Annotated in this window: 11 protein-coding genes and 1 riboswitch; of the genes, 8 read left to right on the top strand and 3 right to left on the bottom strand. The window is 35.6% G+C overall.

Going from position 1 to position 12,326, the window contains the following annotated elements:
- Positions 1–2,672 (bottom strand): excinuclease ABC subunit UvrA (gene uvrA / locus N2Z72_05080; protein MCX7697051.1); only part of this gene is annotated, 2,672 nt, incomplete at its 3' end.
- 95 nt (positions 2,673–2,767) lie between these two features.
- A riboswitch (TPP riboswitch) is annotated at positions 2,768–2,862 on the top strand.
- 45 nt (positions 2,863–2,907) lie between these two features.
- On the opposite strand from uvrA, the gene N2Z72_05085 reads away from it, so the two are divergent.
- From N2Z72_05085 to N2Z72_05100, 4 genes are read left to right on the top strand one after another with little or no spacing between them, the layout of a single operon-like run.
- A complete protein-coding gene (locus N2Z72_05085; protein MCX7697052.1) occupies positions 2,908–3,672 on the top strand; it encodes a sulfide-dependent adenosine diphosphate thiazole synthase in 765 nt (254 codons plus the stop codon).
- Entirely contained in the window at positions 3,669–4,331 is a 663-nt protein-coding gene (thiE, locus tag N2Z72_05090) for a thiamine phosphate synthase (protein MCX7697053.1), read from the top strand. Before N2Z72_05085 ends, thiE begins: the two co-directional genes overlap by 4 nt.
- The gene (thiC, locus tag N2Z72_05095) at positions 4,288–5,559 is read left to right on the top strand and encodes a phosphomethylpyrimidine synthase ThiC (GenBank protein MCX7697054.1); all 1,272 of its coding nucleotides are present in this window, start codon (positions 4,288–4,290) and stop codon (positions 5,557–5,559) included. Before thiE ends, thiC begins: the two co-directional genes overlap by 44 nt.
- On the top strand, positions 5,556–6,317 hold the full coding sequence (locus N2Z72_05100; protein ID MCX7697055.1) for a hydroxymethylpyrimidine/phosphomethylpyrimidine kinase: 762 nt from the start codon (positions 5,556–5,558) through the stop codon (positions 6,315–6,317). The genes thiC and N2Z72_05100 overlap by 4 nt, the downstream gene beginning before the upstream one ends.
- Positions 6,318–6,492: 175 nt before the next feature.
- Here N2Z72_05100 and N2Z72_05105 read toward each other — a convergent pair whose 3' ends face one another.
- Together N2Z72_05105 and N2Z72_05110 are read right to left on the bottom strand one after the other, a co-directional pair.
- Entirely contained in the window at positions 6,493–7,287 is a 795-nt protein-coding gene (locus N2Z72_05105; protein ID MCX7697056.1) for an inositol monophosphatase, read from the bottom strand.
- The gene (locus N2Z72_05110) at positions 7,280–8,548 is read right to left on the bottom strand and encodes a MiaB/RimO family radical SAM methylthiotransferase (protein ID MCX7697057.1); all 1,269 of its coding nucleotides are present in this window, start codon (positions 8,546–8,548) and stop codon (positions 7,280–7,282) included. The genes N2Z72_05105 and N2Z72_05110 overlap by 8 nt, the downstream gene beginning before the upstream one ends.
- Before the next feature lie 55 nt (positions 8,549–8,603).
- Here N2Z72_05110 and arcC point away from each other — a divergent pair, with 55 nt between their 5' ends.
- Genes arcC through argF form a run of 4 tightly spaced genes read left to right on the top strand, consistent with a single transcriptional unit; the run spans position 8,604 to position 11,827 of the window.
- Positions 8,604–9,542: a carbamate kinase gene (gene arcC, locus N2Z72_05115; GenBank protein ID MCX7697058.1), complete on the top strand. Its 939-nt coding sequence runs from the start codon at positions 8,604–8,606 to the stop codon at positions 9,540–9,542.
- 39 nt (positions 9,543–9,581) lie between these two features.
- The gene (locus N2Z72_05120) at positions 9,582–10,157 is read left to right on the top strand and encodes a zinc ribbon domain-containing protein (protein ID MCX7697059.1); all 576 of its coding nucleotides are present in this window, start codon (positions 9,582–9,584) and stop codon (positions 10,155–10,157) included.
- A 5-nt stretch (positions 10,158–10,162) separates the two neighbouring features.
- On the top strand, positions 10,163–10,816 hold the full coding sequence (locus tag N2Z72_05125; GenBank protein MCX7697060.1) for a zinc ribbon domain-containing protein: 654 nt from the start codon (positions 10,163–10,165) through the stop codon (positions 10,814–10,816).
- A gap of 12 nt (positions 10,817–10,828) precedes the next feature.
- The gene (gene argF, locus N2Z72_05130) at positions 10,829–11,827 is read left to right on the top strand and encodes an ornithine carbamoyltransferase (protein ID MCX7697061.1); all 999 of its coding nucleotides are present in this window, start codon (positions 10,829–10,831) and stop codon (positions 11,825–11,827) included.
- Positions 11,828–12,326: the final 499 nt, after the last annotated feature.

The raw sequence follows: 12,326 nt of genomic DNA on the forward strand, positions 1-12,326 counted from the left end.
TTTTCACCACCTTCTGGTCCTAGTTCAATGACATAATCTGCACATTTGACCAGTTCCATGTTATGTTCAATAAAGATAACCGTATTATTGTGTTGAATTAACGTTTCCATTGCTTCGAATAACTTTATTATGTCATGGTAATGTAAACCCGTGGTAGGTTCATCAAAAATGAAGATGGTATGTTCTGTAGAAGACTTTTGCATGTATGATGCAAGTTTTAAACGTTGCAGTTCGCCCGTACTTAAAGTACTTAAGTTTTGACCAAGCAAAACATAGCCCATTCCTATTTGGCGGAGAATACTCAACTTCTGAATAGCATTTTTTGCCCATTTTTCGTAGGGGGATCTTAGTTGTTCAAGAAAATTTATAGCTTCATCTATGGTTAAATTTAGCAAATCATAAAGATTTTTACCTTGAATTTCAATGTCCAGAACGTCTTCTTTGTATCTTTTACCTTGGCAGGACTCACAGATCAATTTTACGTTAGCGAGAAACTGCATTTCAATTTCAATTTCACCGGTTCCTTGGCATGTTTCACATCTACCACCAGGAGAATTAAAGCTAAAATTACCAGCAGTATATCCTCTTTGTTTTGAAATAGGATGAAGTGCATAGATTTGTCGTATATCATCAAAAGCTTTAATGAAGGTAGCAGGGTTAGATCGTGATGAGGTAGAGATATTTTTTTGATCAAAAGCTGTAACGTTTTTCACCCATTCGATGTCACCTTCAATTTTACATGTGGGTTGCATTTCAACAGGCAAACCCAATAATCGCAATAATGCAGGATATAGTTCATAATGTACCAATGTTGATTTACCACTACCACTGACACCAGTAATAGCTGTAATGGCATGTAAAGGAAAAGAAACATGTATATTTTTCAGATTATGACGTTTTGCTCCATAAAGGTGTATGAATAGGGATGATTTGCGTCTTGAAGAAGGTAGGGGCAAAAATTCTTCTTTCCGAAAAAAACGCGATGTATGGGTTTTTGTATTTTGGATAAGTTCGTTAAAATGACCTGAAAAAACGACTTTGCCTCCAGAGTTGCCAGCTTTCGGACCTAATTCGATAATAAAATCAGCGTGGCGAATAATATCTTCATCGTGCTCAACAACAATTACTGTGTTGCCATAGTTAACTAAATTTTTTAAAATTCTAATCATTTTGTGTGTATCATGTGGGTGTATTCCAATAGTGGGTTCGTCTAAAATATAAATACTGCCAGCAAGATTAGAGCCAAGAGCTCTTGTGAGAAGAATGCGTTGCATTTCACCGCCACTTAATGTAGATGCAGGACGATCTAGTGTAAGATAATCAAGACCAGTATTTAGCATGAAATTAAGACGGTTTCGGATTTCGCGCAAAATATTATAAGAGATTTTTTCTTCATATTCACTTAGCTGTAAATTTTCAATAAAATTTGCAAGTAAACTTATTTGCATTTGAGATAATTCAGCTATGTTTTTGCCGTTAATTTTTATCCAAAGGGCTTCCTGGCGGAGTCGTGAACCTTTGCATGAAGGGCACGTAGTTTTGCCACGATATTTAGCCAACATGATTCGATTCTGGATTTTATGGGGATGTTTTTCCAAATAATTGAAGAAATCGTTGATACCCCAGAAATCGGATGAGCCATTCCATAGCAAATTTTTTTGTTCCTCCGTCAAATTTTTATAGGGAGTATGTACGGGGAATTTATATTTAGACGCAACGGCAAGGAATTCATGAAGAAGTTGTCTAGATTTTTCACCTCGCCAGGGTGCAATGGCTCCGTCAAATACTGAAAGATTCGGATCTGGTATTACTAGATTTGGATCAATACCAAGGATATTTCCATAACCGTTACAAGTCGGACAGGCTCCATATGTGTGATTAAACGAAAAAAGCTCAACAGATGGTTCAAGATATTGAATACCTTCCTGGAAAAGAGATGTGGTAAAAACCTCGTATTTCCCTGAATTTACTGAAAAAAGTATGCATTCATTGAACTTTTGGAATGAGAGTTCTACGGATGGAATAATACGTTTGATGCTTTCATTTTTATCCTCACGAATGATAAAACGATCAATAAAAAGATAAACATTTTCTGAATGAAGAGAGAAATCTGGAGAAATTTCATCTAAGAAATATAATTTGCCGTCAACAAATATTCTTGAAAATCCATCCTCTTTAAGAGAACTCAGCGAGTGATGAAGTGGTATTTTCGAGAGTATGAAAATTTTTTCACCAATAGGTACAGAAAAAAGAAATTGTTGAATATCTTCAATGGTGTGTTTTTTTATGATTTTACCTGAAACAGGAGAAACTATTTTGCCAATTTTGGCGAAAAGAAGTTTAAGGTAATCGTATATTTCAGTAATAGTTCCAACGGTGGAACGAGGAGTCCGAATGGAGTGTTTTCTTTCGATCGCAATAGCAGGAGAAAGACCTTCTATAGATTTTACGTTAGGCTTTTTGATTTTTCCCAAAAATTGTCGTGTGTAAGCACTGAGACTTTCAATATAACGACGTTGTCCTTCGGCATAAATAGTGTCCATAGCAAGGCTAGATTTTCCAGAGCCTGAAAGACCTGTTATGCAAATGAGCTTATTGGTCGGAATTTCAAGATAGTCGATTTTCAGATTGTTTTCTCTGGCTTCGTAGATTTTTATCCATTGAGTTTTCATATTTGTGAACAAAAACTTGGTAAAATTATACAATCCTAAAGAGAGAATTTTTTGCTTCGAAATTTATTGTTGTTTACGTCAAAAAAAAATTAAATTTGCATTCTGAGGGGTGCCTATAACACAGGCTGAGATCATACCCTTTGAACCTGATCTGGGTAATGCCAGCGTAGGGACAATTAGAGGTGTATTATCTTCACGTGTTTTTCCCCTCAAATTATTTTAAAATTTGAAGCAAATGGAAAAATTGGTTTCATTAAGTATTGTCGAGCATTACTTCGAAAAATTAAAGTCCAATTTAGAACTTGATGTGGCCATTGTGGGAGCGGGACCTTCTGGCATGGTAGCTGGCTACTATTTGGCGAAGAAAGGGCATAAAGTAGCTGTTTTTGAACGTAAACTGGCACCTGGTGGAGGAATGTGGGGAGGGGCCATGATGTTTAATGAAATCGTTGTTCAAAACGATGCTGTATCTATTCTAGACGAATTAAACGTTTTTTATCGAAGATATGATGAATCGTGTGTAGTGGTGGATTCCATACATGCTACATCAGCACTTATTTATGCATGTACTCGTGCAGGTTGTACTATTTTCAATTGTTTTTCCGTGGAGGATGTGGTGTTCAAAAATGATCGTGTAGCAGGTATTGTAGTTAATTGGACACCAGTTCACTTACAACAATTGCATGTAGATCCTTTAATTGTTTTAGCCAAAGCCGTTTTAGATGGGACAGGTCATGATTGTGATATTGCCAAAACTCTTGTAAGAAAAAATGATGTTAGATTGATGACAGAAACAGGAGGCATCGTAGGAGAAAGATCTCTGCAAGTTGAAGAGGCAGAAAGAAAAACTATTGAAAACACAAAAGAAATTTATCCAGGACTTTTTGTTGCTGGAATGGCTGCAAACGGTGTTAGTGGAAGTTTTCGTATGGGACCTATTTTTGGTGGCATGTTGCTCTCAGGTAAGAAAGTAGCAAACTTAATAGAACAAAGTTTATGAACGATTTTGGTATTTACGCCATTATCACAAAACCAAAACTTCCTTATGAAATATTAGCAAAAACTTTTGTCGACGAAGGAATCTTGATGGTACAATTGCGTGAGAAACATCTGAGTGATCGCAAGTTAATGGAAGTTGGACATACATTAAAAAAAATTTTTCAGGGTACCCCTACACGTTTCATCATAGATGATCGCCCAGATTTAGTTTTGTTATTGGATGCAGACGGTATTCATATTGGTCAAGAGGATTTGCATGTAGAAGATGTTCGTACGATATTGCCTCGTTCTAAGATAATAGGAATTTCTACTCATAATTTACATCAACTGAAAGAAGCACTTCAATACAAACCTGATTATGTAGGTTTTGGACCAATCTATCCAACTGTGACTAAAGAGAATCCAGATCCGGTAGTGGGAGTGAGCATGTTAAAAGAAGCTCTGAATAAAGCTCATATTCCTGTTGTAGCCATCGGTGGAATTTTTCCGGAAAATATTGACGAAGTACTTCGTGCTGGAGCTAGAAATCTATGCATGGTACGATATTTTATGGAAGCAACTACCAAAGAAGAATTAATTGCCCGAATAAGATTTGTCAAACAAAAAATATCAAAGCATGACCCAAATGCAATTAGCCCAAATGGGCAAAATAACCAATGAAATGCTTGCTGTTGCAAAATTCGAGCAAGTGCCCGTCGAATGGTTACGAGAACAGATAGCTCAAGGGACCATTGTATTGCCCAAAAACATTAATCATAACATAAAACCTAAAGCCATAGGCAAATCTCTTGGTGTAAAAATCAATGCCAACATTGGCACATCACCTATGCGATGTAATTTGAATGAAGAACTGCAAAAGATGGAAGTTGCTGTTCAATATGGGGCAGATGCTATTATGGATCTTTCTACAGGAGGTAATTTGAGACACATATTAAAAACTATTTTAGAAAAATCACCTGTCATGGTAGGAACGGTGCCAATTTATGCTGTAGCAACTCGAATACTTAAAAACGACTTAGATGATATTGGGAAACTCGATTTTGAAGAAGTTTTTCAGGAAATAGAAGAACAGGCAAAGATGGGAGTTGACTTTATGACCTTGCATTGTGGTATCACACAACGAAGTTTATCATTTCTGGAAAATGATGAACGAATCATGGGCATTGTTAGCAGAGGAGGTTCAATAGTACGAGCATGGATGTTGAAAAATAAAGCAGAAAATCCATTGTACGAAGAATTTGATAGAATCCTTGATATTTGTGAGCGTTACGATGTGACCATAAGTTTAGGTGACGGACTACGACCAGGATGCAATGCTGATGCTACAGATCGTGGACAAATTGCTGAATTGCTGGTTTTAGGTGAGTTGGTTGAACGAGCACGCAGACGAGGAGTTCAAGTGATGGTCGAAGGACCTGGTCACATGATGATGGATGAGATCGAGACCAACGTAAGACTTATGAAAAAAATATGTAAAGATTCTCCTTTTTATGTTCTAGGTCCCCTAACTACTGACATTGCACCAGGCTATGATCATATTGTAGGAGCTATTGGCGGAGCGATAGCTGCAGCTGCAGGAGCAGATTTTCTTTGCTATGTTACCCCTTCGGAGCATTTATCGTTGCCAACCATCGAGGATGTGAAGGAAGGTGTAATTGCTAGCAAAATTGCAGCTCATTCAGCAAATTTAATAAGAAACATTCCTGGAGCTAGGGAAAGAGATAAACAAATGTCAGTAGCTCGTAAAAATTTAGATTGGGAAAAAATGTTTCAATTAGCGCTGGATCCAGAAAAAGCACGTCAAAAGCGTCAAAACGAGGGGTTTCAGACTGACTATTGTTCTATGTGTGGTAATCTTTGTGCTATAAAAATTGATAATCTTACATGAAATATTTTGTCAGTATTGCTGCATCGGATACGTCGACAGGTGCTGGTATTCAACAGGATAATCGAATCGCAGAGTCGTTAGGCTTTCATGCTTTGAACATTATTACAGCTATAACTTCGCAGAGTTTTAACAAAGTTTATGAAGTATTCTCTTTAAATGATCGCTTACTTGTTTCACAAGTTAATGTTATCATTGAGAATTTCCATCCGTTAGAGGTATGCAAGGTAGGTGTTCTTACTTCCAAAGAACATATTGAATGTATTTCGAATCTTTTTAGCCAAAATATTTTTTCGATTAAAGTTGTGGATCCAGTATTTCGATCAAGCAGTGGGTGGCAGTTTTTAGACTTATCTCTAATACCGGTTTTCAAAGAAAAGATTTTGCCATTTACAACGTTTCTGACACCTAATAAATTTGAAGTTGAATGTTTATGCAATAAGTCCTTGTCATCATTGTCAGAGGCAGTGGAGGAAGCAATGCAATTACATAAGAAGTACCATTGTGGAATTTACTTAAAAGGAGGGCATTTTGATAGCGAGGATGACCAAATTACTGAAGCACTTATTTTTGATAATCAAATAGAATTAATACGTAAAAAGAAAGAAAATTTTGTGTACATGCACGGAACAGGATGTGCTTTTTCAACCGCATTTGCTTGCTTTTTAGCTTTATATAAAGATCCCATCTTATCAGCTACAAAGGCCACTGAATGGGTAAGTCATTTTTTTAAAGAAATAAACAGCAAAATGGAAAAATAGCCATTTTCAGAGAATAAACCCTGTTAACTAATAACTTTTGGTGCATGAAGTGAATTTACATCGAAAAATGCATTTTCTATATGATGCAGATTTTATGCTGAAAATTTGACTTATAAATTATCAATTGTGCAAAATTCCGTAGATTCTATTTTATGAACGTAGTAAAAAAATACTCTTAATCGAAAAGCAAAGTTTTAAAGTTTTCGAAGAATTCTTTAAACAAAAAAGGGTTTGTTGCAATGATTTCTTTTTTTTCAAGAAAATCGGAATTTCCGGAAAAGTCGGTTACTATTCCACCAGCTTCTTGGACTAATATTGCACCTGCAGCAACATCCCATGGTGAGAGACCGTATTCGAAAAAGCCGTCTAATCTTCCAGCAGAAACCCAAGCTAAGTCAATAGCAGCACTACCTAGTCTTCTTAATCCATGAGTGTGTTGGATCGAATATTTAATGAAATTAAGATAACCATCTAGTAAGGGAAAATCATGTGTTGGAAAACCTGTTGCCCAAAGGGAATCTTTTAATAGTGTAACATGTGTAACATGAATAGGACTATCGTTGAGAAATGCACCATTATCACGAATGGCGTAAAAAAATTCATCTGCATGGGGATGATATATAAATCCAGCAACAAGATTTTTTTGAATCATAAGAGCGATGCTTATAGAAAAGACAGGAATTTGATGAATGTAATTGGTTGTACCATCGAGCGGATCGATGATCCATGTAGGTTTTGAAGAAAACAATTGCCCACCTCTTTCTTCGGCTATGAAATCAGTTCCCGGAAAGAGTTTATGAAGGTTTTCAATGAGTTGTTCTTCACTTTCTTTGTCGACAAATGTGACGAAGTTGTTTTTAGACTTATCATCAATTTTGGATTGAGGAACACTTTTTTGTTGTTCAATCTGAAAAGCTCCGACTTTTCTGAGCAATTGATGAATTTGATTAACACTAGACGGATCAATCATGGGCAATGGATTTTCCTATCATGTTTAGTGACTCACTATCAATTTCATCAAGTAAAACATTCGTAATGGTATTATGCATGAATTTCCCTTCTATTTGGCAATATATATAATTGTCCGTATATCCTTCACAAAATTTACCCTTGCATTTTTCGATAAGAACGGGTCGTATTTTTCCTTTTTGTGAATTCAAAAATTCTTGCCACTTGGAATCACTGAGTTTAATTAATTCGTTAGTTCTAGATTGAATTTCGGATGGAGTTAGTTTCATGGGATAAGAAAAAGAACGAGCTTGAGGTCGATCACTGTAACTAAAAACATGAAGATAAGAAATGGGCAAGTCGCTTATGAAGGAATAGGTTTCATTAAAAAGAGCTTTTGTTTCGCTTGGGAATCCTGTGATGACGTCAGCTGCGATACAAGCATCTGGAATATAAGACTTAATGGTTAGGATTAAGTTGGCGTACTCCTGTGAAGTGTATTTCCTATTCATTTTTTCTAAGATCAAATTACTTCCGCTTTGCAGTGGAATGTGGAAATGTGGCATGAAGAGGGGGGATTCAGCTACTAATTCTATGATTTCTCGTCTCAAAAGGTTAGGTTCTGGATTACCAATTCTTATTCTTATTTTTTCGTGACTAAATTGTTGATGAATTGCTTTTAAAAGGTCGTAATAATCTTTTCCATCATCAGTTTTGAAAGATGCTATATTGATTCCCGTAAGGACAATTTCTTTTATTCCACTTTTAAGGATGTGTTCGATAACAGATAGGACTTCCGAAATGGATGCATTTCGAGACTTTCCACGAGCATAAGGGATAGCACAATAGCTGCAATAGTAATCACAGCCATCTTGGATTTTTAGAAATGAACGTACCCTGTCTTCTAGATTATAAGAGATTTTAAACGGTAGGTGGTTAATATTTTCTTGATTAGTTAGGAAAGAAACGATATGAAATTTTTCTTCATTGTTCAGCAATAAATCATTTTTTTCTAAAAGATTGATGTAGTCGTTTTTATTTAAATTAATAGCACATCCGAGGATGGCAAATTGAGCCAAAGGGTTTAACTTTTTAAAGCGTGAATAAGCCTGTCTAGTTTTTTTCTCAGCCTGTGCCGTAACGGCACAGCTGTGAATAATGATGAGATTTGCATCTTGAGGGTTGGGCACCTGATGCCAGCCAGACTTCTCAAGTATTTTGCTTATTTCAGCAGATTCTGAATAGTTTACTTTACAACCTAATGTGTAAATGTAAAACCTCATGAGCAAAATTTGTATTTTATAATTTTTATTTTTGCAAAGGTAAAAAAAGGTTTTCATGAATACATTGGCAGTAGTTGCTTTTGGAGGTAATGCACTTCTGAGAAACGGGCAAAAAGGTTTTTATCATGAGCAGGTTCAGAACGTTAGAGAAACATGCGAAAATCTGCTTCCTTTAATTCAAAAAGGATATGATATCGTCATAGGTCATGGAAATGGCCCTCAGGTAGGCAATGTATTATTGCAACACCATGCAGGAGAAATCATGTATGGTGTAACATCTCAACCTATGCATTTTTGTGTTAGCGAAACACAAGGTTCTATTGCATATCTGATCGAGCAACAATTACAAAACATACTGCAAAAGCATGGGATAAAAAAACATGTAATTTCAATCGTTACACGTGTTTTGGTTGATCCTTCAGATCCAGCTTTTAAAAATCCTACAAAACCAGTAGGTCCTTATTATAAGAAAGAAGAAGCTGATAAAATGTCCGAATTACACGGATGGATTTTTAAAGAAGATCCTGCAGGGCGCGGATGGAGGCGTGTAGTTGCATCTCCAAATCCTGTCGATGTCATGAATTGGCAAATTGTAGAACAACTTGCAAGAAGTGGGCATATTGTTATAACCGTTGGTGGTGGTGGAATACCTGTTTTTATCGATGAAAATAATCAAATGGAAGGTATTGATGCAGTCATTGACAAAGACCTAGCTTCGGCTACATTAGCAACCAAAATTCGCGCTGACGAATTCTATATTTTGACCGACGTCCCATATGTTTACATCAATTTCAAAAAACCAGATGAAAAAAAATTAGAGCAACTTACCATAGAGGATGCAGAAAAATACCTCCAAGAAGGTCAATTTGCAGAAGGAAGTATGGCTCCCAAAGTTCGAGCCTGTATTCGTTTTTTGAGAAATGGAGGGAAAAAGGCAGTTATCACAGAGGCAACTCAACTTAAAGATAACAAAGGCACAAAAATTATTTTTTAGTGAAAAAATTTTTAATTTTGATCATTAAAATTCGTCATTATGGTTTGTCCTAATTGTAAAGTAGAATTGAAAGCGGATGCTAGTTTTTGCCATGAGTGTGGATATCCATTGCAAAAAGCTTCCGAGCAAGAATCCCAAGAAAAAAATCAACAGTTAACCAGTAACGTAGATCAACCTTCGAACCGCGTTCAAGACAATTCAGTAAAAATAGATGTTTCACATTTTACTGTTCAAAATTGGATATTTTTTGGTGTAGCTGTTCTTGGAGCTTTAGGTTGTCTTTTGCCATGGGCACGTGTAAATGTTTTCTTTTATGTTGCTAGCATAAATGGTATGAAAGCTTGGCAAGGCGTTGTTTCTTTTATTTTGTTTTTGGGCATAATTGCCTACATGTTTTTGGAAAAAGCATTAAAGATAGATGAAAAAAGCCGCCATATGCTGAAAATGGTTGTTAATGTTGCTGTACCAGGTTTGATAACACTTCTTCTTTTATTGGTTTTGATTGACATTCTTTCGACAAACATGGTAAGCCCTTCTATTGGAATTTTTCTTTCGATTGCAAGTAGCGTTTTTCTGATTTTAATGGGTTTAAACATAGTGAAATTTAATAAATAATACTTATGAAATTTTGTCCTTATTGTGGCCATACACTTGATGGAACAGAAAAAATTTGTCCATTTTGTGGTAAAAATTTACAAAAAGAACCCTTACACCAACAACCACCTCCCATTGAATCTCCTATGACCACTCAAAATACAATTCAAAGCAACACTAATAAAGAAAAAAAACGGACTGGTGCGGGTTGGATAATATTTATACTTATTCTCATTTTGCTTTTATTAGGAATTGGAGTGGGAGCATACTTGGTATATGAAGGTTATATTCCTCAGGAACAAGTCTCCTTTTTGCCCCCAGTGGTGTTAGAATGGTTAACCCCACAGAAAAAAAACGTGTCAAATACCACTAATCTTCAAATTCCACAGAAACTTTATTATGTCACTTATGCTTTCAATATTGTTGATGGAATGAAAATTTTGATTATTTCGTCTGTAATGGAACCGTCATTTCCTGAAAAATCCAATAAATTTGGAGCCGAAAAGGCATTTATTGAAATGTTGAAAATTAGATATGCTAAAACATATTTTCACTTTTTGAAAACCATTCGAACAAAAGTTTACAAGGACAAGGTTAAAGCTTTGGATGATAGGGAAAAGATAAAACGTGAGTTTGAACGAGATGGTTACAAGGTTGAAGTGATGGAAGTTATTTATTAAAAACGATATACCATGGGATTCAACCTCAAAAACAGAAGTTTTTTAAAGTTACTGGATTTTAAACCAGAGGAAATTAAGTTTTTGTTGCAATTGTCGGCAGATTTAAAAAAAGCCAAGTATGCTGGAACGGAAGTTCCACGTTTAACGGGAAAAAATATCGTACTGTTATTTGAAAAAGATAGCACTCGGACAAGATGTGCTTTTGAAGTAGCTGCTTTTGATCAAGGAGCTCGTGTTTCTTACATTGGACCAACAGGATCTCAAATGGGTAAAAAAGAATCCATGAAAGACACTGCCCGCGTGCTTGGAAGAATGTATGATGCCATTGAATATAGAGGATATGGCCAGGAAATTGTTGAAATTCTAGCAGCATATTCTGGGGTACCTGTGTATAATGGATTGACAGACGAATTTCACCCCACGCAGGTATTGGCTGATTTACTTACTATGATGGAACATTCCGACAAACCTTTAAACAAAATAAGTTTTGCTTATCTTGGTGATGCAAGAAATAACATGGGTAATGAATTGCTAGTAGGTGCCGCCAAAATGGGAATGGATTTCAGAGCTGTTGCTCCTCGCCACCTATGGCCTAAAGAAGAACTTATCAGAACATGTCAGGACATAGCAAAAGAAACAGGTGCCAGATTAACTTTCACCGAAAATGTAGAAGAAGGAGTTAAAGGTTGCGATTTTCTTTACACAGATGTTTGGGTAAGTATGGGAGAACCAGAGCATGTTTGGGAGGAGAGAATAAAACTTCTTAAACCTTATCAAGTGAATCGCAAAGTTCTTGAAATGACTGGAAATCCTAATGTAAAGTTTATGCATTGTTTACCTTCTTTCCATAATCGTGAAACAGTCATTGGCGAACAGATTTATCAAAAATTTGGCATTCCTGAAATGGAAGTTACCGATGAAGTGTTCGAGTCGCCAGCATCAATTGTTTTTGATGAAGCAGAAAACCGAGTTCATACCATCAAAGCTGTAATGGTAGCAACTCTGGGATAACTATTACAACGTTTCTGGTGAGGCTTAAAACGTTAGATTACTCTTAAAGTAAAGCTTTATTCTCGTTATTTAATATTTAAAAGGATTTTTTATATCCATGAAATGATCATTTATCATATTATGGGTGTAAATTGGGTCCCAAAAACATTCTCATACATGAAATGTAAAAAATGTTTAAGTTTATTATGTTAATAGTTAAATGATTTCGATGGTAAAAACAACCAATATAATTATGCAGTTGTAATTCGAAGGATTTACGAGCTTTTAAATACTCAAATTTTTATTTCCAAAAATAATGATAATGTTGCGATTTTTAGACAGGGCTAGTTAGAACGATGAAGCATCAGAAACATCTTAAATCCTCCGATTACAAATATTGGGAAAATACTGTATTAAGCTTTGGATAAAAGAAAAAATTTATTAAATTTTATATTTGTGATATTTAGCCATTAGTGAAAAATTAAATATTTTTTATTTAATAAAATTTACGAATAAACAT

The sequence above is a fragment of the Bacteroidales bacterium genome (genome assembly GCA_026418905.1).
Taxonomy (GTDB): domain Bacteria; phylum Bacteroidota; class Bacteroidia; order Bacteroidales; family DTU049; genus JAOAAK01.

Excerpts from the sequence above, each read along its gene's own strand:
- N2Z72_05110 (MCX7697057.1), bottom strand. The coding sequence starts at position 8,548 with ATGAGGTTTTACATTTACACATTAGGTTGTAAAGTAAACTATTCAGAA.
- N2Z72_05085 (MCX7697052.1), top strand. The coding sequence starts at position 2,908 with ATGGAAAAATTGGTTTCATTAAGTATTGTCGAGCATTACTTCGAAAAA.
- N2Z72_05105 (MCX7697056.1), bottom strand. The coding sequence starts at position 7,287 with ATGATTGATCCGTCTAGTGTTAATCAAATTCATCAATTGCTCAGAAAA.
- N2Z72_05125 (MCX7697060.1), top strand. The coding sequence starts at position 10,163 with ATGAAATTTTGTCCTTATTGTGGCCATACACTTGATGGAACAGAAAAA.
- arcC (MCX7697058.1), top strand. The coding sequence starts at position 8,604 with ATGAATACATTGGCAGTAGTTGCTTTTGGAGGTAATGCACTTCTGAGA.
- argF (MCX7697061.1), top strand. The coding sequence starts at position 10,829 with ATGGGATTCAACCTCAAAAACAGAAGTTTTTTAAAGTTACTGGATTTT.
- thiC (MCX7697054.1), top strand. The coding sequence starts at position 4,288 with ATGACCCAAATGCAATTAGCCCAAATGGGCAAAATAACCAATGAAATG.
- N2Z72_05100 (MCX7697055.1), top strand. The coding sequence starts at position 5,556 with ATGAAATATTTTGTCAGTATTGCTGCATCGGATACGTCGACAGGTGCT.
- thiE (MCX7697053.1), top strand. The coding sequence starts at position 3,669 with ATGAACGATTTTGGTATTTACGCCATTATCACAAAACCAAAACTTCCT.
- N2Z72_05120 (MCX7697059.1), top strand. The coding sequence starts at position 9,582 with ATGGTTTGTCCTAATTGTAAAGTAGAATTGAAAGCGGATGCTAGTTTT.